The sequence below is a fragment of the Rhodococcus sp. GA1 genome, assembly GCF_024321955.1.
Classification (GTDB): Bacteria; Actinomycetota; Actinomycetes; order Mycobacteriales; family Mycobacteriaceae; genus Rhodococcus; species Rhodococcus pyridinivorans.
Map to the genome: position 1 here is coordinate 1,602,355 of NZ_CP097186.1, position 22,892 is coordinate 1,625,246.

Sequence of the window (22,892 nt, forward strand, 5' to 3'; positions counted from 1 at the left end):
TGCATCCGGCGGGCGGGAGTGGTCTGATCGGCGTCATGCGACGACTCGACGGCACCGATGCGACGCAGCACGTGGACGACACGGCGCTGCGCGCTCTCTACGCCTATCCCGACGACCTGTCCCGGCCGTGGATGCGGATCAACTTCGTGTCCTCCCTCGACGGAGCCGTGGCGGTCGAGGGACGATCGGGCGCCCTCGGCTCGCCCGCCGACAAGAAGGTCTTCGGGCTGCTGCGCGAACTCGCCGATGTGATCCTCGTGGGCGCAGGCACCGTGCGGGCCGAGAACTACGGCGGCGCGAGGACCAGCGAGGCCCTGCGCGTGCGCCGCGAGGAGGCCGGACTCGCTCCGATACCGCCGGTCGCGGTGGTGACCGCCTCGTGCGACCTGCCGCCGGACCTGCGTCTGTTCACCGACACGACGATCCCGCCCGTGGTCTTCACGACCGCACGGGCCCCCGAGACCGCCCGGCGCGCGGTGGAGGCCGCCGGAGGCGACGTCCGCGTCATCGCCGACGCAGTGATCGACGGCCCCTCCCTGCTCGCGGCGATCGGCGAGGCGGGATGGCTCCGGGTGCTGTGCGAGGGCGGACCGAATCTGTTCGGCCGCATGATCGAGGACGGCGTCGTCGACGAGCTGTGCCTGACCTGGGCTCCGGTCCTGGCCGCCGGCAGCGCCGCGCGTATCGCGCATTCGCCGACGGCCGCTCTGACACCCCTTCAACGTGCGCACCTGGTGTGCGACGACGACGGCACCCTGCTCACCCGCTGGATGCGACCCGATGCTCTGGAAGGAGACACGCATGGCCGATGACGACGTGGTGGAGGGGACGGACACCTCCGACGAGTTGATCGAGCAGCTGGCACAGCTCGCCTCCGACAAGGAGCTGACGCTCGGCTGCGCGGAGTCGCTCACCGCGGGCACGCTCGCAGCCCGCCTGGGTGCCGCGAAGGGCAGCTCCGACTGGTTCCGCGGCGGCATCGTCGCGTACTCGCGCGAGGTCAAGTACGGCCTGCTCGAGGTTCCGGAGGGCCCCGTCGTGTCCGAGAGCGCGGCCCGCACGATGGCGGAGAGCACCTCCCGCCTCCTGGGCGCGGATATCGTCGTCGCCGTGAGCGGAGCCGGTGGGCCCGACCCGCAGGACGGCCGCCCGCCGGGCACGGTGTGCTTCGCGACGACCGGTCCGGACGGCACCCGCAGCGAGGAGCAGCGCTTCGACGGTGATCCCCAGGACGTGCTCGCGAGGACGGTGCGTCACGCCCTGTCGTTGCTCGTCGAGCGCGCATCCGCCTGAAAATCGGATGCGATCTTCCACCCGCGGGGCCTAACGTGACGAACATGCGCGTCGTCTTCACGAAGGGTCCCGGGATCGGGTACGAGATCGCGGTGCACCGCGACATCGGTCCGGAGCTCGCTCCGCGCAACGGCCCGGGCGGTCACCCCTATCTCCCCCACGACCTCGTGCACCTGCTGGTCGAGAACGAGGCGGGTATCGAACTCGGTGTCTTCGGGCAGCTGGCCGCGGGCGACAACGGCATGTTCTGGCCCGTCGACAATGCGGAGCGGACCAGAGCGGGTCGGCGTCGGCGCTCGAAGAAGCATGCGATGCCGCCGCGCGCGGAGGCCGACATGATCAGGTCGGAGACACTGGCGCGCATCGCCGTTCCCGTCTGGGAGGCGCGACGCGGCCTGGCGTCGGGCCTTCCGGCATATGTGTCCGCGCACGATGTCACCCCGGTGGTCGACCGGATCGTCGACACCTTCGACGACTACGCCGACCGGTGGCATGCGCTACCGGTCGGCGGGTCGGTGACGGTCACCTGGAAGGTGTCGTTACAGAACCGACGGTGACACGTCGAGGGTCGTGCGGTCGAGGCTTGCGAGCAGATCGAACTGCGGACCGGTCCTGGGCAGTTCGAAACGGAAGAAATACCGTGCGGCGGCGCGCTTCCCGTCGAAGAAGTCGCCCTCGCGGTCGCCCACCGCGAGAAGCTGCTCGAGCCACATCCACGCCACCACCACGTGCCCGATGGCTTCGAGGTAGACCGACGAGTTGGCCAGGGCCACAGCGGGATCGCCGGTGGACCACAGCGTCGCGGTCGTCTCCGCGACGCGCGCCACGGCCGCGCCCAACTGCTGGGCGTAGGCGGCGGCGTCGCCCCCGGCCTGCGTCGCCCGCGCGATCGTCTCGCCCACCGCTTCGCCGAGCAGCGCGAGAGCGGCACCGCCCTGCATGATCACCTTGCGGCCGAGTAGGTCGAGGCCCTGGATGCCGTGCGTGCCTTCGTGAATGGGGTTGAGTCGGTTGTCGCGGTAGAACTGCTCGACGTCGAACTCGCGAGTGTAGCCGTAGCCGCCGAGCACCTGGATCGCGAGGCTGTTGGCTTCGAGGCACCACTGCGACGGCCAGGACTTCGCGATGGGCGTGAGCAGGTCCAGCAGCAGACCGGCGCGGGTGCGCTCGTCGTCGCTCTCGGCGGTGCGCTGCACGTCGACGAGCTTCGAGCAGTACAACCCCAGCGCGAGAGCGCCTTCGACATAGGACTTCTGCGCCAACAACATTCGTCGCACATCGGCGTGTTCGACGAGCGGCACCTGCGGCGAGGCCGGATCCTTGGCGCCGAGCGGCCGGCCCTGCGTGCGGGTACGGGCGTAGTCGAGCGACTGCAGGTACCCGGCGTAGCCGAGGGAGGTGGCGAGGAAGCCGACGCCGATCCGGGCCTCGTTCATCATGTGGAACATGTACGACAGGCCCTCGTGCGGCTCACCGAGCAGGTAGCCGACCGCACCGGCCTCGCCGCCGGGGGTGTGGACGCCCTCGCCGAAGTTGAGCAGGGTGTTGGTGGTGCCGCGGTTGCCCATCTTGTGGTTGAGGCCGACGAGCGCGACGTCGTTGCGTTCGCCGAGCGTGCCGTCGGCCTCGACGAGGAATTTCGGGACGATGAACAGCGAGATGCCCTTCACCCCGTCCGGCCCGCCGGGGATCTTGGCGAGGACGAGGTGGACGATGTTCTCGGTGAGTTCGTGGTCGCCGCCGGAGATCCACATCTTGGTGCCGGTCAGCCGGTAGGTGCCGTCGGCGGCGGGCACGGCCCTGGTGGTGATGTCGGCGAGCGACGAACCGGCCTGCGGTTCGGACAGGCACATGGTGCCGAAGAAGCGGCCCTCGAGCATCGGCGGCACGAACATCTCGATCTGCTCGTCGCTGCCGTGGGTGACCAGCAGGTTCGCGTTGGCTGCGGTGAGGAAGGGATACGCCGAGGTGCCGGCGTTCGCGGCCTGGAACCACGCCATCGAGGCACGTTGCACGGCGACCGGCAGTTGCATGCCGCCGTGCTCCTCGTCGAACCCGCCGGCGAGTAGTCCCGCCTTGCAGAACAGGTCGAGCGCGTCCTTGACCTCGGGGATGATCTCGACGCGACCGTCCTCGCCGATGCGAGGCTCCTGAGCGTCGCCCTTCTTGTTGTGGGTAGCGAAGTGCTTGGTGGCGATGTCGGCGCTCAGGTCGAGTACGGCGTCGAAGGTCTCCCGTGAATGCTCGGCGAAGCGGTCGCGAGCGGTGAGGGACTCGATGTCGAGCCAGTCGTACAGGAGGAAGTCCAGGTCGCGGCGGGACAGGACTGGAGAAGGCATCGAGGATCCTTTCGGGCGACTCGGATATCGGCCGTAGCAGGAGCGAACTCAGCAGAACGAACTCAGCAGAACGAACTAAGCGCTCACTCAGTAGACCAACGACGGTGCATGATGTCAACGACGCCTTCTCCGCGACCCGCAGGACGGACCCCGTGACCGACACACCCGAGCAGACCCCCGACGCCTCTCTTGTCGCAGCGCTCCCGAGCGGTGGATCCGAGGTCGCGCGCCGGCTGGTCGCCTCCGCGGTGGAGTCCTTCGCACGCCGCGGCTACCACGCGACCACCACCCGAGACATCTCCGTCGGCGCAGGATTGAGCCCCGCAGCGCTCTATGTGCACTTCCCGTCCAAGGAGGCCGTGCTCTTCGAGGCCGGCCGCAACGGGCACCTCCACGTCCTCGAGGAGGTCGAGAGCGCCGCCACGAGTTCCACCGACCCGATCGAGCGGATCCGCGCCATCGTCGACCGTTTCGTGCGGATCCACGCCGTGCACCACACCACCTGCCGGGTCGCGCAGTACGAACTGCATGCGCTGTCGGAGGAGCACTACCGCGAGATCGCGGAGATCCGCAGGCGCACCGACGCGGTGGTCCGTGAGGTCATCACCTCGGGGGTCGACATCGGCGCGTTCCGGGTCGGCGACGTGCCCACCGCAGCACTGGCGATCCTGTCGCTGGGGATCGACGTCGCCCGCTGGTACCGGCCCGGCCGCGTGGACGTCGACGATCTGGCCCGCAACTACGTCGGCCTCGCATTGTCGATGCTCGGGGCGCCCCGTAACTGAACGAAGACGAGGCCCGCAACCCCGGTGGTCTCACCGGTGTTGCGGGCCTCGGATGTCGTTGCGGGTCCGGCTATCCGACGCCGAGCAGATCGATTACGAAGACCAGCGTCTTGCCTCCGAGCGGATGCCCGGAACCGGCCGGTCCGTACGCGAGCTGCGGGGGCACCGTGAGCTTGCGGCGTCCACCGACGCGCATGCCCGGAATGCCTTCCTGCCAGCCCGGGATCAGTCGTCCGAGCGGGAAGCGGACGGAATCGCCGCGAGCGAACGACGAGTCGAACACATCGTTGGTGTCGTACTCCACGCCGTGGTAGTGCACGTCGACCACGCCGCCGGGCTGCGCTTCGTCGCCGTCACCGATGGTGATGTCCTCGATGACGAGATCGGCGGGCGCCGGGCCGGTCGCCGGCTCGACCGTCGGAACCTCCGGCGGCACCTGCACGGCGAGCAGGTCGATGATGAACACGAGCGTCTTGCCCGACAGGCGGTGGCCCGACCCGGCGGGACCGTAGGCGAGCTCCGGCGGGATGGTCAGCTGGCGACGGCCGCCGACCTTCATACCCGGGATGCCCTCCTGCCAGCCGGCGATCAGACCGGACAGCGGGAAGGTGATGGACTCACCACGGCTCCACGACGAGTCGAACTCTTCACCGGTATCGAACTCGACCCCGACGTAGTGGACTTCGACCTTCGATCCGGGCTCCGCTTCGGCACCTTCGCCGACCACCAGGTCCTTGATGACCAACTGGGTGGGGGCGGGACCCTCCTGGAACTCGATTTCAGGCTTTGTCATGCGTGTCTCCTCGTCGGGATTCGGTCGATCTTTCCGGTCGCTCCGAGGGTTCAGCGCTCCTCGAGGGACGTGTACGGGCGCTCGGTGTAACCGGTGTAGATCTGACGCGGACGGCCGATCTTCAGGGTCGGGTCCGAGTGCATCTCACGCCAGTGCGCGATCCAGCCGGGCAGGCGACCCAGGGCGAACAGCACGGTGAACATGCGGTCCGGGAAGCCCATCGCACGGTAGATCAGGCCCGTGTAGAAGTCGACGTTCGGGTACAGCTTGCGCTCGATGAAGTAGTCGTCCGTGAGGGCGGCCTCTTCGAGCTTCATGGCGATCTCGAGCAGTTCGTCGCCCGCACCGAGCTTCTTGAGGATGCGGTCGGCGGTCTTCTTGACGATCGCGGCCCGCGGGTCGTAGTTGCGGTAGACGCGGTGCCCGAAGCCCATGAGCTTCACGCCGTCTTCCTTGTTCTTGACCTTGCGGACGAAGTCCTTGACGTCGCCGTCGGACTTGTGGATGCCGTCGAGCATCTCGAGCACGGCCTGGTTGGCGCCGCCGTGCAGCGGGCCCCACAGTGCGTTGATGCCGCCCGAGATGGACGTGAAGAGATTCGCGTCCGAGGAACCGACGAGGCGCACCGTCGACGTCGAGCAGTTCTGCTCGTGATCGGCGTGCAGGATGAGCAGCATGTCGAGCGCCTGAGCGATCTCGGGATCGATCTCGTAGGGCTCGGCCGGGAAGCCGAAGGTCATGCGCAGGAAGTTCTCGACCAGCGACAGCGAGTTGTCGGGGTAGAGGAAGGGCTGACCGACCGACTTCTTGTAGGCGTAGGCCGCGATGGTCGGCAGCTTGGCGAGCAGACGGATCGTCGACAGCTCGACCTGCTCGGAGTCGTCCGGATCGAGGGAGTCGGGGTAGTACGCCGACAGGGCGTTGACCGCGCTCGACACGACGGGCATCGGGTGCGCGTTGCGCGGGAAGCCGTCGAAGAACCGCTTGAGATCCTCGTGCAGGAGGGTGTGGCGGCGGATCTTGTCGGTGAAGACCTCGAGCTGCTCCGCAGTCGGCAGCTCACCGTAGATCAGCAGGTAGCTGACCTCGATGAACGTCGACTTCTCGGCGAGCTGCTCGATCGGGTATCCGCGGTACCGCAGAATGCCCTTCTCGCCGTCGATGTACGTGATCGCCGACTTCGTGGAGGCGGTGTTGACGAAACCCGGGTCGAGGGTGGTGTACCCGGTCGCCGCGAGGAGCTTGCCCAGCTCGATACCGTCATTGCCTTCCGTCGCCTTGGCGATCGACATCGTGTGTTCGCCACCGGGGTAGCTGAGGGTGGGGTTGGTGTCATTCTCAGCGGGCACGAAGGATCCCTCTCAAGCTCAGACCTACGAGAAACTTCCGGACATTCACGTAGAACCTAGCCGTAGCGCGGGGTATGCGCTGCGGCAGGGTCCGCCGAAAGTCCCCGATCGGTATGTCGTCCATGTGGGTTCCGAACGCTCGCCCGCACCCTCCGCGACTGCGCCGCAAGGCCGGCACACGCCGATAACCTGCGGCAATACTACCCGGGTCTCACCAAGGTCGTTACGCGGGGATCTGCGCGTATCCGGCGCCCCACGCCGGACACTGTACTCACGGCACAGCGAAGAGTGCGTCGACCAGCACGGCGGTGGTCTCCGCGACGGGCGCGCCCTCGAGGGGTGCGTCGGGGTCGCCGGTGGTCGAGTCCGACAGGATCGCCAGCAGCAGCGGTTGCCCGTCCGGCGACCACACCACCCCGGCGTCGTTCACCGTCCCGTGATTGCCCCCGCCCGTCTTGTCCGCCGATGTCCATCCCGGCGGCAATCCCCCGCGGATCCGGGTGTCCGAGGTGGTGGTGGCGCGCATCCAGCCGAGCAGTGTCCGCTGTTGCGGCGCGGGCAACCCCGCGCCGAGGAGCACCTCCCGGAAGCCGCGAGCGAGTCCGGCAGCGGTGGTGGTGTCGCGCTCGTCGCCCCCGTGCCGCCTCGTTGAGTTCGGGTTCCCAGCGGTCGAGCCGGGTGGTCTCGTCCCCGACGGAACGGGCGAAGGCGGTGACGGCCCCGGGTCCGCCGATCCGTTGGAGCATCAGGTTTCCGGCAGTGTTGTCGCTGCGGGTGAGCGCGGCCTCGCACAGCCGGTCGATCGGCAGTACGCGCCCCTGATGTTCCGAGGTCACCGGCGAATTGACGACGATGTCCTCCGGGTCGATCGGGAGGGTCTCGTCGAGACGGAGGGATCCTTCCGCCTCGAGTCGCAGGATCGCGGCGGCGGCGTAAACCTTGAACGGAGAACAGATCGCGAACCGTTCGTCGGCCCGATAGGTGTGGACGCGCCCGGTCACCGGCGACTGCGCGACCACACCGAGCCGCACGGCGTAGCGGTCCTCGATCTCCCGGAGACGCTCGTCGACACCGGCGGCGAGCAGATGTGTGCCGGGTACCGAATCGGCCGTCGTCGACGGCCCCCTGGCGACCGGACCGTCCGGCGACCCGCAGGCCGCCGCGGCGGCGACGGAGGACAGGGCGAGGGCGGAGTGGAGAAAACCCCTGCGCGACAATCTTTTCCGGAGAAGTGAATCGGTGGAAGTCATGCCGACAGGACACCACCGACGGGAGTCGCCCCGCCAATACCCACCCGCCGTCCGCACGAGTCGGAAGAACTATCGCCGCTGTTGGAGGCGGGGACGACGGACGGGATCCGGCCGCGCGACACGCCGGGTCGGTGAATCGTCCGCCCGTGCTGATTGAATCCCCTGCCATGGACCTGATCCGCCACCTCCGGTTCTTCGTCACCGTCGCGGAGGAAGGACACTTCGGCCGGGCCGCGGCGGTGCTCGACATGACGCAACCTCCTCTGTCACAAGGACTTCGGAAACTCGAGCAGCATCTCGGTTCCGAACTCGTGCATCGCACCAGGCAGGGAGCGGTCCTCACGCCCGCCGGAGCGGAACTGCTCCCCCGCGCTCGTCTCCTCATCGACGACGCCGATCGTTTCCTCGCCGAGGCCGGGCGCGTCGCCCGCGCCCGGGGTCTTCTGCACTGGGGTGCCACCCGCGTACTACCCGATCGCCTGGTCACCCTGTGCGTCACCGTTCTGAGCAGACGCGGTGAGGCGACGGTGGCGACGCGTTCCGCGAGCACGGTCGAACTCGTCGACGCCGTCCGCTCGGGCATGTGCGATCTCGCCGTCGTCGAGCATCCGGCTCTGACCGAAGGACTCGAGGCCGGCCCGGTGGTCAAACTCCGGCGATGGCTGGTCGTGCCGGCCGACCACCGCAGCGCCCGCTCCGACCGGCCCCGTCTGCCGATGCTCTCCGACCTGACGTTCGCCGCGCCGCCGCGGACGGGGAACCCGGCGGCCTTCGACGCGGCGCAGGATCTGCTGCGCGAACGCGGACTCGATGTCGAGACCACCCCGGCGGCGGACGACCGCGCGGTGCTCGCCGCCGTGGCCGCCGGTACCCACTTCGGGATGTCGACCTCACCGCCCGGCTCGGTGCCCGGCGTGGCCTGGCTGGACTGGGCTCCGTCCGCGCTGGCCCTGCGGGTGCGCATCGTGCGACGTGCCGACGCCGACGTCGGTGCGCACGTCGACGCCCTCGACCGCGTGCTGTTCAAGGAACGCGTCCGGTGAAAGGCGGGGAACGGCGAGACACGGCGGTCGACCGGATCCGCGCGGTGTTCGCGGATGCCGGGTGCACGGGATGGCTGCACGCCCGCCGGTGTTCGGATCCACGTGCGGCGACGCTGTCGGTGCGCGGGGACGAACGCGTGGTCCTCGCGTCGGTGTACAAGCTTCCGCTGTTCCTCGCGTTCTGCGCGGAGGTGGACGCCGGCCGACTCGACGCATCCGGGCAGCTGCGGATCGTGCCGTCGGACTGCACCCCCGGCCCGACCGGGATCGCGAGCTTCCGGGATCCGGTGACGATGAGCCGACGCGACGTGGCCGCATCGATGATGACGGTGTCCGACAACGCGGCGGCCGATGTGCTGCTCGGCGAGATCGGCACGACCACCGTCGAGGAACTCCTCGCGCGCCTCGGACTCACGCGGACCCGGATCATCGGTGGCACGGCGGACGTCTATCAGCGCCTCGTCGAGGAGACGGACACCCGCACCACCGTCGAGGCGTTCCGGGCGCTCACCGACATCGACGCGGCCTGGACGGTCTCGGCGTACGACCCGGCCTACACGAGCGCGACCATCCCGGAGGAGATGACCCGGCTGCTCGAGGCCGTGTGGTCGGGCTCGGTGCTCTCGCCCGAGAGCACCGCCTTCGCGCAGCAGGTGATGCGCGCCCAGGTCTGGCCGCACCGCATCGCGTCGGGCTTCCCGCATCGCGGGGTCGCGATCGCCGGCAAGACCGGCACGATCGGCATCATCCGCAACGAGGTGGCGGTCGTCGAGTTCCCCGGCGAGTATCCGATCGCCGTCGCGGTGTTCACCCGCGCCGCCCGCGCGGATCCCGTACTGCCGGTCGTCGATGCAGCGATCGGTGAGGCCGCGCGCATCGCCGTCACGGAGTTGCGTGCTCCCTTGCCGTGCGACTCCGCAGGCGCGTCATCCGAGAGTGCGTGAGACCCGGTAGCGCACGAAGGCCGGGAAGGCGACGACGCACACGAGCGTGCCGACGATGACGAGGACGCCGCCACCGGCAGCCGCGACGGCCGTGCCTGCAGCCGCTGCGGCGGCGCCGTGGAGCACGTCGCCGATGCGCGGTCCGCCCGCGACGACGACGATGAACACGCCCTGCAAGCGGCCACGCATCTCGTCGGTGGCGACGGTCTGCAGCATCGTCGAGCGGAAGGCCGCGGACACCATGTCGACCGCCCCGCCGAACGCCAGGAAGAACAGGGCGACCCACAGCAGCAGACCGCTGCCGTCGGGCTCGGCCCACCACACCGCGACACCGAAGCCGACCATCGCCACGCCCCACAGGACGATGCACACGATCACGGCGAGACCCTGGCGCTGCACCCGCGGCAGCCATCCGGAGAAGACGCCGCCGATCACCGCGCCGACCGACATGGCCGCGAACAGCAGACCGAGGGCGAAGCCGCCCTGCGCCGGATCGCCGAACGACTCGTGGGCGATCTGCGGGAACAGGGCGCGCGGCATCCCGAACACCATGGCGACGATGTCGACGACGAACGACGCCAGCAGGATCTTCTGGCCCGACAGGTACCGGAAACCGTCGAAGACCGCGCGCAATCCGGCCTTGGTGACCTCACCGAGCGGCGGAATCGCCGGGAGTCGGACCACCGCCCACAGCGTGGCGAGCAGGAAGATCGCGTCCAGCAGGTAGAGGGTGGACAGACCCACGACGGGAATGAGAGCGCCGGCGAACAACGGACCGGCGATCGCCCCGAACTGCACGACCGTCATGTTCAGCGAGGTGGCCGCCGCGATCTGCCCGACCGGCAGCAACCGCGGGATCACCGCCGCCCGGGTGGGCTGGTTGACGGCGAAGAACGCCTGCTGCACCGAGAAGAGACAGAGCAGTACCCACACGTTGTTCAGACCGATCGCGGCCTGCGCCCACAACAACAGCGACGTGACACCGAGACCGGTGGAGGTGACGATGAGCAGTTTCCGGCGGTCCATCGCATCGGCGAGCGCTCCACCCCACAGGCCGAACACCACGAGCGGCACGAGCCCGAACACGCCGGTCAACCCCACATAAGCGGAGTTCCGGGTGATCTCGTAGATCTGCTGGGGTACGGCGACGACCGCCATCTGCGCACCGATGACGGTGACGATCCCGGCCCACCACAGCCGGGCGTAGTCCTTGTTGCGCAGCGGTGTGGTGTCGGCGAGCAGGCGCCTCACGGTTGCAGACGCTCGGCGATCCAGCGACCGTCCACCAGGCGGGTCCGGATCCGGTTGTGCAACCGGTTGGGCCGGCCCTGCCAGAACTCGACGGACTCGGGCACGATGCGGAATCCACCCCAGAACGGCGGCACCGGGATGTCGTCGTCGACCTCGTAGCGCTCGGCGGCCTCGACGAGGGCGTGCTCGAGATCGGCGCGCTCCGCCACCGGACGCGACTGCTGCGACGCCCATGCGCCCAGGCGGGATCCGCGCGGCCGCGTCTGCCAGTACGCGAGGGTCTCCTCGTCTGGCACGCGCACGACCGGCCCGCGTACGGTCACCTGCCGGTAGACGGGCAACCAGAGGAAGGTCGCCGAGGCGTAGGGGTGCCCGGCCAGATGGCGGCCCTTGTCGGACTCGAAGTTGGTGAAGAAGGTCAGGCCGTCGGCGTCGATCTTCTTGCACAGCACGGTGCGGGTCGCCGGGTGGCCGCGCTCGTCGACGGTCGCGAGCACCATCGCGTTCGGCTCGGGCACCGCGGTGGCGACCGCGTTCGCAAACCACGTACGCACCAGCGGAAGCCAGCCCTCGGCGACATCGCCGGGGGTGAGATCGCGGTCGGCCGGGGACTCGTCGGTCGGCCCTGCCGGGCTGTAGTCGACACGCATACGCGCGAGGTCGTCACCCTCGGGGCGCGGCAACGGGAAATCGGACGGCACGAACGACGACGGTACTCCCGGCATCCGGGCGGCGACGCTCGGACCACGGGGGCTACAGTTTTCCCGACGACCCGAGTGGGGCGCCGATCACACCTGACGGTGACCTCATTCCACCGGCAGCGCGGCTCGGACCGGGCCGTGCTCGAACGAGGAGAGCCCAACCGTCATGGCAGCGCGCGCGTCAGTTCCCGAGGATTTCGTCGCAGGACTCGAAGGCGTGGTCGCCTTCACGAGCGACATCGCCGAGCCCGACAAGGACGGTGGCGCACTGCGCTATCGCGGGGTCGACATCGAAGAGCTCGTCGAGAAGGGAGTGACCTTCGGCGACGTGTGGGCCCTGCTCGTCGACGGCGAGTTCGGTCGCGGTCTGCACCCGGCCGAGCCGTTCCCCCTGCCGATCCACACCGGCGACGTGCGTGTCGATGTCCAGGCCGGTCTGGCGATGCTCGCACCCATCTGGGGCTTCCGTCCGCTGCTCGACATCGACGATGCGACCGCCCGCGACAATCTCGCCCGCGCCGCGGTGATGGCCCTGTCCTATGTGGCGCAGTCCGCCCGCGGCATCTACCAGCCCGCCGTGCCGCAGCAGCGCATCGACGAGGCGAGCACCGTCACCGAGCGCTTCATGGTGCGGTGGAAGGGCGACCCGGATCCCAAGCACGTCGAGGCGATCGACGCCTACTGGGTGTCGGCGGCCGAGCACGGCATGAACGCCTCGACGTTCACTGCCCGGGTCATCGCCTCGACCGGCGCGGACGCGGCCGCCTCGCTCTCCGGCGCGGTCGGCGCGATGTCGGGCCCTCTGCACGGCGGTGCCCCCGCGCGCGTGTTGCCGATGATCGAGGAGACCGAACGCACCGGCGATCCGCGCGGTCTGGTCAAGGGCATCCTCGACCGCAAGGAGAAGCTCATGGGCTTCGGTCACCGCGTCTACCGCGCCGAGGACCCCCGCGCCCGGGTGCTGCGCAGCACCGCCCAGCGGCTCGACGCTCCGCGCTTCGAGGCGGCGGCCGCGCTCGAGCAGGCCGCCCTCACCGAGCTGCGCGAGCGTCGTCCCGACCGGGCGATCGAGACCAACGTCGAGTTCTGGGCTGCGGTGATCCTCGATTTCGCGGAGGTCCCCGCGGCGATGATGCCCGCGATGTTCACCTGCGGACGGACCGCCGGCTGGTGCGCCCACATCCTCGAGCAGAAGCGTCTGGGCAAGCTCGTGCGTCCCGCGGCGATCTACACCGGCCCCGATCCGCGCCCTGCCTCCGAGGTCACGGGCTGGGATTCGATCACGCATCGCTGATGCCTCTTCCTCTGCCGGGCCGACCAGCGCCCGGCGGGGGTTCCGAGGGGGCGGTCTAGACTGCCTGTGCACCATGTCCCTCGACTCTTAGGACACGCATTCCGATGGCAGACGCGTCACCGATCATTCCCGCCGACCTCAAGCCCGCAGACGGCCGCTTCGGCTGCGGCCCGTCCAAGGTTCGTCCCGAGCAGCTGCAGTCGCTGGTCGATGTCGGCGCTTCGGTGTTCGGCACCAGCCACCGGCAGAAGCCGGTCAAGGACGTCGTCGCCCGTGTCCGCTCGGGTCTGCGCGACCTGTTCTCCCTGCCCGAGGGCTACGAGGTCGTCCTCGGCAACGGCGGCACCACCGCCTTCTGGGACGCTGCGGCCTTCGGTCTGATCCGGGAGCGCTCGCAGCACTTCACCTACGGCGAGTTCTCGTCGAAGTTCGCGACGGTCGCGAAGAAGAACCCGTTCATCGGCGATCCGATCGTCGTGGGTTCGGAGCCGGGCTCGGCTCCGGAGATCGTCGCCGACGCATCGGCCGACCTCATCGGCTGGGCGCACAACGAGACCTCCACGGGTGTCGCGGTTCCGGTGCAGCGTCCCGCCGGTTCCGACAACACCCTGATCGCGATCGACGCGACCTCGGGTGCCGGCGGCCTGCCGGTGAACATCTCCGACACCGACGTGTACTACTTCGCCCCGCAGAAGTGCTTCGCCGCCGACGGTGGCCTGTGGATCGCGCTGATGAGCCCGGCAGCGCTCGAGCGTGTCGCCGAGATCAAGGAATCGGGTCGCTTCACCCCCGAGTTCCTGTCGCTGCCGATCGCCGTCGACAACAGCAGCAAGGACCAGACCTACAACACCCCGGCACTGGCCACCCTGCTGATGTTCGCGAACCAGATCGAGTGGCTCAACGGCAACGGCGGTCTCGACTGGGCCGTGGCGCGCACGAAGGATTCGTCCTCGCGCCTGTACGAGTGGGCCGAGGCCTCCGAGTACGCGACGCCGTTCGTCGCCGATCCGTCGCTGCGTTCGCAGGTCGTCGGCACCGTCGACTTCGCCGACTCCGTCGACGCGGCGAAAGTCGCGAAGATCCTGCGGGCCAACGGCATCGTCGACACCGAGCCGTACCGCAAGCTCGGCCGCAACCAGCTGCGCATCGGTATGTTCCCGGCCATCGATCCCGAGGACGTCACGCAGCTGACCAAGTGCATCGACTGGGTCGTCTCCCAGCTCTGAGTACGCCGCACAGCGGGGCCGGGTCCGATGTCGGATCCGGCCCCGTTGTTGTCATAGTCTCGACCTCGCATCGAGACATTTCGGCGAACCCTGGACGATAACGCGCCGCGTCGGATTTCTTGCGATGTCGCTCGGCGTGGCGCGGCGTGTCCGGCCACGAAAAATATCCAGGTCGGTTACAGTCGGGCGGGTCAATCGCGATCGGCGCGAGGAGGTCAAGGTGCGAGAGCTTCGAGTGGTCGGTCTCGAGCCCGATGCTAAGCATGTGGTGCTCGCCGATCCCACGACGGGGGACAAGTTCCGCATTCCCGTCGACGACACCCTGCGCGCGGCCGCTCGCGGAGATCTGGCCCGTCTCGGCCAGATCCAGATCGAGACGACCAGCCAGCTCCGCCCTCGCGAGATCCAGGCCCGCATCCGCGGCGGCGCCTCGGTCGAACAGGTGGCCGATGAGGCCGGCGTCCCGGTCGCCAAGGTCGAACGGTTCGCCTATCCCGTCCTGCTCGAGCGGTCCCGGGCCGCCGACATGGCCAAGAAAGGCCATCCCGTCCGCCCCGACGGTCCCGCCGTCGAGACCCTCCACGAGATCGTCACGCAGGCCTTCCGTGCTCGCGGGCACAGCCTCGACGAAGCCGAGTGGGACGCCTGGCGCGACGACGAGGGCTTCTGGGTCGCGCAGTTGCGGTGGCACGCCGGTCGTTCCACGAACCGCGCGCATTGGCGCTACCAGCCCGACGCTCACGGCGGCACGATCACCGCGCTCGACGACATTGCCGCCGATCTCGTCGATCCCGATTGCGGCCGTCCCCTGCGCTACCTGACCCCGGTCTACTCGGCGCGCGACGTCGACGATTCCACTGAGGTGGAGAACGCCGACCGTCACGCCCCGATCGCGCTGGAGGCTCCCGCTTCCGATGAACCGGCTCCGGAGCCGGTCGCCGACGAGGAGACCACCGTCGCCGTCACGGTGCCCGACGACGCCGATGCATCGCGCGCGTCTCAGGCTCCCGCGAAGGACAAGCGCGGCAAGCCCGCGCTCCCCTCGTGGGACGACGTGCTGCTCGGTGTGCGCAGTAACGGACGCGTCTGAGGAAGTCGTCGACGATGTCGGCGACAGTGTCGACGCTCTGGTACGTCGACGCACCCGATCCCGTAGCGGTGCTGCGCGAGTTCTCTCCGGACCGCGATGCGGCGCGAGCACTTCTGTCGCGTCTGTTCCCGGAGTTCCAGGTCGATCCCGGCGCGCGGGTACCGCTCGCCGACGCCGGGGGCACCGGCGAGGACGATGGCGCCGAACAGTTCCGGGTCGGTAGCTATCCCGGTGTGACGGTGGTGTCGAGCCCCCGATTCGCACTACGCCACCCCTCGGAGCTGCCCACGATGTGGTTGCGCACGCCCGCCGCCGAACGCACGTGCCTGCTGGCATCCGATCCGGCCGGTGCGTGGGGATCGTTCGCCGTGTGGGAGTGCGGCCGGCTGCGCCGCGGCTTCGGAGCGAACACCGTCGAGTTCTTCGAGGACCAGGGAATCCCGTTCGTATGGGAGCGGCCGTTCTGGGCGGGCGAGCATCCGCTCCGCTGGCCGCCGAACGTACCCCCTCCCCCGGAGTCCCTGCCCTTCCACCCTCGCAAGCTCGTCGAGGAGGCCCACGGCGCGTGGCTCGGGTTCCGCTATGTCGGGCGCCGCGACGACGAACTCGACCCGCGGAACATCGACACCTGGAGTTTCACGCTGCGCACCCCGGTCCCGCAGATCTCCGTCCCCGCACCGAAGACCTCCTGGTGGCGGCGACGCGCGGCGCACTGACGTGCCGTCGAGCGACGCTCCCGGTCGGACTCGTCACTCCTCTGCTCCGACAATGAATTTCACCTCGTCGATGTCGTCGGGTGTGATCTCCGGGGATTGCAGGACGAGAGCCCAGGCGTCGACGTACTCGGTGCTGTACTTGTGGCCGTGCCCGGCCGGGACACCCGTGGAGAAGGGCAGATCGGCCGTGACCTGCCAGAAGGTCACGAACGGGATCCACACCATGTCCTCGAGCACGTCGCGGCCGGGGGCTTCGCCGATCCAGTCCGGCTCACTCGTGATCAGGTGCGGACTCCACCAGACGATCGGGTCCGACGGGTGCATCAGATACAGCACCCGACTCCCCTCCCACGGCTCGTCCGTCGGCGGGATCTCCGCCTGTGGGTCGTTCGTGAACCGCACCGTGCGGCCGTCCCGGAAGACCGGTTCGATCTCGGGGCTGCCGGCCTCCCGGCGATCGCTGAACTCCCGGAAGAGGACGTTGAAGTTCGGAGGTCCGGCGAAGACCGTGCCCGACGTGCGATTGCGCAGGTCGTACTCGCCGCTGAAGGCGGTCTCCCCGCCGAACGAACCGAGGCTCTCCCCAGCCACGAGCAGTCGGGGGCGGGCGTCCTGGGGAAGCTTCGACCAGACGTCGTAGACCGCGTCGAACAGGTCGCGTCCGGCTTCCCGCGCCTTCGACTGATCGACGAGATAGGAGATCCACGAGGGCAGATAGGAGTACTGGATCGCGACCGTCGCGACGTCGCCGCCGGTGAGGTACTCGACGGAGTCCACCAGGGCCGGGTCCACCCAGCCGCTCCCCGTCGTCGTCACGACGACCAGGTTGCTCCGCCCGAATCCTCCTGCCCGGGTGAGGTCCTCGACAGCGAGGGACGCGCGATCCTCGGTGTCGTCCGCCGATGCCAGGCCGGCGTAGATCCGGATCGGTTCGAGGGCAGGACCTTCGGTGAACTCACCGAGTTGTTCGGTGGTCGGCCCCTGCCCGACGAAAATCCGCCCCTGCCACCCGAGAGAATCCCACGGAACGACCGAATCCGCTCCACCGGAGCGGAGTGCGGTCGTCGGTTGCTGCACACCTTCCTCGGTTCTCGTGTCCCGCGCCGAGAACGCCGCATTGGCGGCGTCGATGAAGCCGGCGAGGAGCACTCCGGAGACGATCGCGTACACGAGTCCCGCGACGAGAACCCACCCCACGACGTTCGCGGCCCGCTGCCCGATCCACCGGTCGAGTGTCCGTGCCGCCCAGTGGTACAGGGCGCGGATACCACGTCCGATCGCCAGCAGCACAGCGAACATCACGACCGCGACGAGCGGGGAGAGAACCGCAAGTGCCAGGTTGTACTCGGAAACCCCCATCAGAGTACGGATCTCGTGCTGCCAGTACTGGCCGAGCCCGAAGAAGACCGCGAAGAGGACCGCCCCGCAGGCGCCGAAGATCCACCACGACGCAGCCTTGGGAGACCGAGGAGGCCGGTCGGCGAAGGCGCGCCACACGAACGCGAGGAGCACGCCGAGGCCGTATCCGATCGCGGCAGTGATCCCGCAGATCATCCCCTGCAGGATCCCGCCGCGCGGAAGCAACGACGGGGTGAACGACAGGCACGCGAAAAGCACTGCACCCCAACACCCGGGAAGTGTGAGGTGCAGTGCCCACCGCCGTGCCCGCGATCGGGGAACTTCGGTCGCGACGTTCGCGCCCGGATCACCCCGGACGTTGCGGCCGTTTTCTTGCACGGTCGCGTCAGTAGTAGTCGGCGCGTGGCTGCCAGGTCGAGATCGCCCAGATCACGACCGCGTCCAGCGCGATGATCAGGATCGACCACCACGGGTAGTACGGCAACCACAGGAAGTTCGCGATGATCGACAACGCAGCGAGGACGATCGCCGTGACACGGGCCCAGGTGGCGCCGCTCATCAACGCGAGACCGGCGACCAGCATCACGACACCGAGGACGATGTGGATCCATCCCCACGTGGTGAAGTCGAACTTGAACGTGTACTCCACGCCCCGCACGAAGACTTCGTCCTCGGCCACCGCGGCGATTCCCTGGAAGAGCTGGACGACGCCGACCGTTGCCAGGATGATCGCGGCCCCGATCGAGGTGCCTGCGGCGATGCCCTGTTTCACACTCATTCCGTCCCTGTCGGGACGTACGTCATGAGACATGACGATCCTCTCGTGTACGAAGGAGACATCGGTCGTGCGCCGATCCTCGCGAGGAACGGTCACGGTCCGATTCTCAGGAACAAGGGTGCCTGCGGGTTATGCTGCCACCCTTACACTTTCGACCGCCGGCTCCTCGACGCGACGAGGCGTCGAACGCACGAGCCGACCACGGGAGGACTCCGTCCGCAGCGCCCTCCCCGCGACGACGATTCACGCGATGGGCACGCCGTCACGTCCGGTCGTGGCGTTGCCGAGCGCCTGCGCCTTGAGGTGTTCGTACTCCGCGGGCGTGATCGCACCGGAGTCGAGCAGGGCCTTGGCATCGGCGATCTGTTGAGCCGGGGATTTCCCGACCGCCACGGTCCGGATGTATTCGTCGGTGGCCTGCTTCGCCTCGGCCTGGGCCTGTTGTGCCCGCAGAGCCATTCCCCGACCGCGAACGATCAGGTAGACCAGCGCTGTCAGGTACGGAAGGAGCACCAGACCGATGACCCACATCGCTTTGACCCAACCGGACACGGAGTGATCCCGGAAGAGGTCGACGATGATTTGGAACAGGACGATCAGGTATGCCACGAAGGCGAATACGACGACGGTGTACCACACGTAGTCCCAGAATGAATCCATAGCCGAACCTCCTCGGCCGAACCGATGGCGGGACGATGCCCCCATGAAACCACCGGAGAATGAAGATCTCGAATCCTGCTTCCCCCTGCGGTGTGCCGCTACGGCACTGCCACTACTCGCGGCCCCCGGTCCACTCATCGATACCGGCGTCGAATCGTGACGACTGTCCGATTCGGGCTTCGGCAGGTCCATCTTCAGTCATGACGACCTCCGTCCCTCTGATCGGGGAGGGCCGGATATACCATACGCCCGTTCATGGGTGGAGGACATCGGTTTGCGCAATCGGCGCGATTCGGCACCGGCTCGAGTCGGTCAGGAGTACACCGCGCGGGGGTTCCAGGTCGCGATCGCCCAGATGACCACTACATCGAGGGCGATGATCGCAAGCGCCCACCCTGGGTAGTAGGGAAGCCACATGAAATTCATCAGGATCGACAGCGCGGCGATGACCATTGCGGAGACGCGCGCCCATGTCGCCCCGGAAATCAACGCGATGCCCACGATCACCATCACGACACCGACAACGATGTGGACCCACCCCCACGTGGTGAGATCGAACGTGAACAGATACTCCTGGCCGGCGACGAAGACTTCGTCCTCGGCGACCGCAGCAATTCCCTGCAACAGTTGCAGAGCACCGATCAAGGTCATGATGATTGCGGCACCGACCGACGTTCCCGCGGCGAGACCCTGCTTGACCGACATTTCCTCCCGCTCGGCATGCACATTGCGTGACATGATGCTCCTTCCGGATGACCCGACATCTCGAGTGTGCGCTTCGTCGGAATTCTCCAATGGAGGTTGGGGGTTTTCCGCCGGCAATCGCACCCAGAACTCGTTCAGGACACGAGCAGCGCGAGCCAGCCGAACGGCACACCGGCCAGGAAACCGGCGGCGAGCCAGCGCAGTACCTGCACCCGGAGCCACGACCACACGGTCGGCGCGACTCCCGCGACCGTCACGACATTGACGACGACGGCGAGGGCCGGATGGATCCGGCCGAGCACCTGCCCGCAGGCGACGACGGTGATGACGGTGGCGACGAAGGAGAATGCCGTCAGCGTGAGCCCCGTCGCCCAGGGTGTGGGCACGGGGCCGCGAGCCCGGCTCATCGCGGAAGCCGCACCCGCTCGTAGAACGCCATCGCCGCAGCGGTGGCCACGTTCAGCGAATCCGTGCCGACAGCCATGGGAATCCGGGCGCGCACGTCGGTCGCCCGCATCGCATGTTCGGTCAGGCCGGGGCCCTCGGCGCCGAGCAGCAGCGCGACCTTCTCCCCCGTCATCGCTTCGGCGAGCGGGATCGCCCGTGGGTCCGGGGTCAGCGAGATCAGCTGGAAGCCTCTGCTGCGCAACAGATCCAGGTCGTACGGCCACCGGTCGACGTGCGCGAAGGGGACACGGAGGACGTGCCCCATCGACACGCGCACCGCACGCCGGTACAGAGGGTCGGCGCATCCTTTCCCGAAGAGCACACCGTCGACGCCGAGCCCGGCGGCGTTGCGGAACATCGAGCCGATGTTCTCGTGGTCGTTGACCCCTTCGAGCACCGCGACCGTGGTCGCCTTGTCGAGGACGTCGTCGAGCGAGAGCGGTTCGGGCCGGTGCGCGACGGCGAGCACCCCGCGGTTGAGGTGGAAGCCGACGACCTCCGCCATGGTCGCCGCATCGGTGCGGTAGAACGGCACGTCGACGTCACGCAGGTCGTCGGCGAGTTCGTCCAGCCGCCGACTCACCCCGAGCAGGCTCGTCGCAGCGAACCGGGAGTCGAGCATGCGCTGGACCACCAGCACACCCTCTGCGATCACCAGACCCTTGCCACCGGGAAGGTCGGGCCGACGGTCCGCGGAGTTGAGATCGCGGAAGTCGTCCACCCGGGGGTCGGAAGGATCGTCGATGTCGATGACGTGAACCACCGGGTCATTCTCCCAGCGGCCCTGCACCCTCCCGCACCGGGTCGGTCGTCACGACCGCGGTGCGGTCGGCCGTCATCGACCGCGGTGCGGTCAGTCGTCATCGACCGCGGTGCGGTCAGTCGTCTTCAGCGACGAGCGCCGTGAGGATTCCGACGGCGTCGCGCAACGTGGCGAGCGAGTCGGGATCGAGTTTGTCGAGCCGTTCGGTCAGCCACACTTCGCGTGCCTGCGCCTCGTCGGCGAGCAATTCCCTCCCGGCTTCGGACAGCGTCACGATGATCTGTCGTCCGTCCGTCGGGTGCGGCGTCCGCTCGACGAGACCGAGTTCGTGCAGAGACGCGATGACCCTGGTCATCGAGGGTGGTTGGACGCGTTCGCGCGCTGCCAGTGCCCCCGGGGTCATCGCACCTTCCTGCGCGAGGGTGGCCATTGCCGAGATCTGGGTCAGAGAAACTCGGGAATCGGTGCGTCTCCCCCGCAGATGACGCGTCAGACGCACAACGGCGAGTGAGAGGTCACCGGCGAGTGCGCGTGTATCCGAGATCATGGCGTGCAGAATACGTCACATCGCCCGAAACACGCGTCGGCTGCCTAGGTGAGCAGTTCCGTGAGCGGATCGACCGAGAAGTACAGGGCGAACAGCACTGCGACGATCCACATCAGCGGATGGATGGTGCGGATTTTGCCGCTCGCGGCGTGCAGGATCACCCAGGTGATGAAGCCGACGCCGATGCCGTTGGCGATCGAGTAGGTGAACGGCATGACCATGATGGTCAGGAAGGCCGGCAGCGCCACAGCGAACACCGAGAAGTCGATGTCGCGGACCTGGCCGATCATCAGGGCACCGACCACGACGAGAGCCGGAGCGGCCGCTTCGATCGGGACCACCTCGTACAGCGGGGTCAGGAACATCGCGAGCAGGAACAGCACGCCGGTGACCACGTTGGCCAGGCCGGTGCGGGCTCCTTCCGCGATACCCGAGGCCGATTCGACGAACACCGTGTTCGACGAGGCGGAAGCGCCACCACCGACGATGGCGCCGGTGCCCTCGACGACGAGGGCCTTGCCGATGCCGGGCAGGGTGCCGTTCTTGTCGGCCAGGCCGGCTTCCTTGCCGAGGCCGGTCATGGTGCCCATGGCGTCGAAGAAGTTCGCGAGGACGAGCGTGAACACGAGCAGGGTCGCGGCGATCACGCCGATGCGGGTGAACGCGCCGAACAGGTCGACGTTGCCGACGAGGCTCAGGTTCGGGATGCCGAAGAAGGAGTCGGGGGCGTCGGGGGTGCTGAGGTTCCAGCCCTTGGGGTTGGTGCCCAGCGACGGGCCGACGTCGGCGATGGCCTCGATGATCATCGACAGGATCGTCGTGGCGACGATGCCGATCAGCAGTCCGCCGCGCACCTTGCGTGCGACGAGCACACCCATGAGCAGCACACCGACGACGAAGACGAAGGTCGGCCACGACGCGATGGAGCCGTCGATGCCCAGGCCGACAGGGACGGTGGTGCCGGCGGCGTCGGGGATGCGGCGGACGAAGCCGGCGTCGACGAGGCCGATCATGGCGATGAAGGCGCCGATACCGGCAGCGATGGCGGCCTTGAGTTCTGCCGGGATCGCGTTGAAGACCGCGGTGCGGAAACCGGTCAGGGCCAGCACGACGATGATGATGCCGTCGATGACCACCAGGCCCATCGCTTCGGGCCAGGTGACCTGCGGCGCGATGGTCACCGCCAGCAGGCTGTTGATGCCGAGGCCGGCGGCGATGGCGAACGGATAGTTGGCGACCACACCGAAGACGATGCTCATGAAGCCGGCGACCAGCGCGGTGACGGCGGCGACCTGGTTGATGGGCAGGATGTTGCCCATCACGTCGATCTTCGCGCTCGCGTCCTCGGCGGAGAAGCTACCGAGGATCAGCGGGTTGAGGACCACGATGTACGACATCGCGAAGAACGTGACGATGCCGCCACGCACCTCTCGGGACACGGTGGAACCGCGTTCGGTGATCTTGAAATAGGTGTCCAGGAAGGACGTTCGCTTGGAGTCGGTGCCTACGGCCATGTCCACAAATCCGCTCGTCGAGTACGGGGCGTCGCAACGGGAACC

General features: G+C 68.2%; 24 protein-coding genes and 2 pseudogenes. 10 read left to right on the forward strand and 16 right to left on the reverse strand.

Annotation, left to right across the window (positions count from 1 at the left end):
- The first annotated feature begins 35 nt into the window (after positions 1–35).
- The 3 genes from M3330_RS07400 to M3330_RS07410 are packed head-to-tail and all read left to right on the forward strand — an operon-like array spanning position 36 to position 1,850.
- Positions 36–812: a pyrimidine reductase family protein gene (locus M3330_RS07400; protein WP_255028854.1), complete on the forward strand. Its 777-nt coding sequence runs from the start codon at positions 36–38 to the stop codon at positions 810–812.
- Positions 802–1,293 carry a CinA family protein gene (locus M3330_RS07405; RefSeq protein WP_006551643.1) on the forward strand — a complete coding sequence of 164 codons (492 nt, stop codon included), beginning with the start codon at positions 802–804 and terminating at the stop codon, positions 1,291–1,293. The genes M3330_RS07400 and M3330_RS07405 overlap by 11 nt, the downstream gene beginning before the upstream one ends.
- Before the next feature lie 44 nt (positions 1,294–1,337).
- Positions 1,338–1,850: a hypothetical protein gene (locus M3330_RS07410; RefSeq protein ID WP_019289913.1), complete on the forward strand. Its 513-nt coding sequence runs from the start codon at positions 1,338–1,340 to the stop codon at positions 1,848–1,850.
- On the opposite strand, the gene M3330_RS07415 is transcribed toward M3330_RS07410, so the two are convergent.
- Positions 1,833–3,632 (reverse strand): acyl-CoA dehydrogenase, encoded by a 1,800-nt coding sequence (locus tag M3330_RS07415; RefSeq protein WP_255028105.1) that lies wholly within the window; start codon positions 3,630–3,632, stop codon positions 1,833–1,835. The genes M3330_RS07410 and M3330_RS07415 overlap by 18 nt on opposite strands.
- 104 nt (positions 3,633–3,736) lie before the next feature.
- Here M3330_RS07415 and M3330_RS07420 point away from each other — a divergent pair, with 104 nt between their 5' ends.
- Positions 3,737–4,417, forward strand: coding sequence for a TetR/AcrR family transcriptional regulator (locus M3330_RS07420; RefSeq protein ID WP_255028107.1), 681 nt, complete (start codon positions 3,737–3,739; stop codon positions 4,415–4,417).
- Between the two features lie 70 nt (positions 4,418–4,487).
- On the opposite strand, the gene M3330_RS07425 is transcribed toward M3330_RS07420, so the two are convergent.
- The 5 genes and pseudogenes from M3330_RS07425 to M3330_RS07445 form a co-directional block, all read right to left on the reverse strand.
- The gene (locus M3330_RS07425) at positions 4,488–4,853 is read right to left on the reverse strand and encodes an FKBP-type peptidyl-prolyl cis-trans isomerase (RefSeq protein WP_039958015.1); all 366 of its coding nucleotides are present in this window, start codon (positions 4,851–4,853) and stop codon (positions 4,488–4,490) included.
- Positions 4,854–4,859: 6 nt separating this feature from the next.
- Positions 4,860–5,210: pseudogene (locus M3330_RS07430) on the reverse strand (FKBP-type peptidyl-prolyl cis-trans isomerase); the annotation flags it as partial.
- Positions 5,211–5,260: 50 nt separating this feature from the next.
- The gene (locus M3330_RS07435; protein ID WP_006551650.1) at positions 5,261–6,559 is read right to left on the reverse strand and encodes a citrate synthase; all 1,299 of its coding nucleotides are present in this window, start codon (positions 6,557–6,559) and stop codon (positions 5,261–5,263) included.
- A 271-nt stretch (positions 6,560–6,830) separates the two neighbouring features.
- The gene (locus M3330_RS07440) at positions 6,831–7,139 is read right to left on the reverse strand and encodes a serine hydrolase (RefSeq protein ID WP_369683112.1); all 309 of its coding nucleotides are present in this window, start codon (positions 7,137–7,139) and stop codon (positions 6,831–6,833) included.
- Between the two features lie 109 nt (positions 7,140–7,248).
- Positions 7,249–7,809 (reverse strand): annotated as a pseudogene (locus tag M3330_RS07445) (serine hydrolase); the annotation flags it as partial.
- Positions 7,810–7,976: 167 nt separating this feature from the next.
- On the opposite strand from M3330_RS07445, the gene M3330_RS07450 reads away from it, so the two are divergent.
- Together M3330_RS07450 and M3330_RS07455 are read left to right on the forward strand one after the other, a co-directional pair.
- Entirely contained in the window at positions 7,977–8,852 is an 876-nt protein-coding gene (locus tag M3330_RS07450; RefSeq protein WP_039587545.1) for a LysR family transcriptional regulator, read from the forward strand.
- Positions 8,849–9,796 carry a serine hydrolase gene (locus M3330_RS07455; protein ID WP_019289918.1) on the forward strand — a complete coding sequence of 316 codons (948 nt, stop codon included), beginning with the start codon at positions 8,849–8,851 and terminating at the stop codon, positions 9,794–9,796. The genes M3330_RS07450 and M3330_RS07455 overlap by 4 nt, the downstream gene beginning before the upstream one ends.
- On the opposite strand, the gene M3330_RS07460 is transcribed toward M3330_RS07455, so the two are convergent.
- Positions 9,779–11,047, reverse strand: coding sequence for an MFS transporter (locus M3330_RS07460; RefSeq protein ID WP_006551656.1), 1,269 nt, complete (start codon positions 11,045–11,047; stop codon positions 9,779–9,781). The genes M3330_RS07455 and M3330_RS07460 overlap by 18 nt on opposite strands.
- A complete protein-coding gene (pdxH, locus tag M3330_RS07465; protein ID WP_193903845.1) occupies positions 11,044–11,730 on the reverse strand; it encodes a pyridoxamine 5'-phosphate oxidase in 687 nt (228 codons plus the stop codon). The genes M3330_RS07460 and pdxH overlap by 4 nt, the downstream gene beginning before the upstream one ends.
- A gap of 184 nt (positions 11,731–11,914) precedes the next feature.
- Between pdxH and M3330_RS07470 the strand changes: the two genes are divergently transcribed.
- The 4 genes from M3330_RS07470 (at position 11,915) to M3330_RS07485 (ending at position 16,074) form a co-directional block, all read left to right on the forward strand.
- Positions 11,915–13,042: a citrate synthase 2 gene (locus tag M3330_RS07470; RefSeq protein ID WP_255028119.1), complete on the forward strand. Its 1,128-nt coding sequence runs from the start codon at positions 11,915–11,917 to the stop codon at positions 13,040–13,042.
- Positions 13,043–13,146: 104 nt separating this feature from the next.
- Positions 13,147–14,268 (forward strand): phosphoserine transaminase, encoded by a 1,122-nt coding sequence (gene serC / locus M3330_RS07475; protein ID WP_006551659.1) that lies wholly within the window; start codon positions 13,147–13,149, stop codon positions 14,266–14,268.
- Between the two features lie 220 nt (positions 14,269–14,488).
- Complete coding sequence (sepH, locus tag M3330_RS07480) at positions 14,489–15,358, forward strand: septation protein SepH (protein WP_024103094.1); 870 nt, start codon at positions 14,489–14,491, stop codon at positions 15,356–15,358.
- Positions 15,359–15,372: 14 nt separating this feature from the next.
- Positions 15,373–16,074: a hypothetical protein gene (locus M3330_RS07485; protein WP_039587548.1), complete on the forward strand. Its 702-nt coding sequence runs from the start codon at positions 15,373–15,375 to the stop codon at positions 16,072–16,074.
- Positions 16,075–16,107: 33 nt separating this feature from the next.
- On the opposite strand, the gene M3330_RS07490 is transcribed toward M3330_RS07485, so the two are convergent.
- The 8 genes from M3330_RS07490 to M3330_RS07525 form a co-directional block, all read right to left on the reverse strand.
- A complete protein-coding gene (locus M3330_RS07490; RefSeq protein WP_255028128.1) occupies positions 16,108–17,691 on the reverse strand; it encodes an alpha/beta-hydrolase family protein in 1,584 nt (527 codons plus the stop codon).
- Between the two features lie 127 nt (positions 17,692–17,818).
- Complete coding sequence (locus M3330_RS07495; RefSeq protein WP_039587697.1) at positions 17,819–18,244, reverse strand: hypothetical protein; 426 nt, start codon at positions 18,242–18,244, stop codon at positions 17,819–17,821.
- Between the two features lie 210 nt (positions 18,245–18,454).
- Positions 18,455–18,871, reverse strand: a complete 417-nt coding sequence (locus M3330_RS07500) for an SHOCT domain-containing protein (RefSeq protein WP_019289925.1) — start codon at positions 18,869–18,871, stop codon at positions 18,455–18,457.
- A 312-nt stretch (positions 18,872–19,183) separates the two neighbouring features.
- A complete protein-coding gene (locus tag M3330_RS07505; protein WP_255028133.1) occupies positions 19,184–19,609 on the reverse strand; it encodes a hypothetical protein in 426 nt (141 codons plus the stop codon).
- Positions 19,610–19,710: 101 nt separating this feature from the next.
- Positions 19,711–19,983: a DUF2537 domain-containing protein gene (locus M3330_RS07510; protein ID WP_138841782.1), complete on the reverse strand. Its 273-nt coding sequence runs from the start codon at positions 19,981–19,983 to the stop codon at positions 19,711–19,713.
- Positions 19,980–20,786 carry an RNA methyltransferase gene (locus M3330_RS07515; protein ID WP_138841780.1) on the reverse strand — a complete coding sequence of 269 codons (807 nt, stop codon included), beginning with the start codon at positions 20,784–20,786 and terminating at the stop codon, positions 19,980–19,982. Before M3330_RS07515 ends, M3330_RS07510 begins: the two co-directional genes overlap by 4 nt.
- Positions 20,787–20,901: 115 nt before the next feature.
- Complete coding sequence (locus tag M3330_RS07520; protein ID WP_006551668.1) at positions 20,902–21,333, reverse strand: MarR family winged helix-turn-helix transcriptional regulator; 432 nt, start codon at positions 21,331–21,333, stop codon at positions 20,902–20,904.
- 44 nt (positions 21,334–21,377) lie between these two features.
- Positions 21,378–22,847, reverse strand: coding sequence for an NCS2 family permease (locus M3330_RS07525; protein ID WP_039587704.1), 1,470 nt, complete (start codon positions 22,845–22,847; stop codon positions 21,378–21,380).
- Between the last annotated feature and the right edge of the window lie 45 nt (positions 22,848–22,892).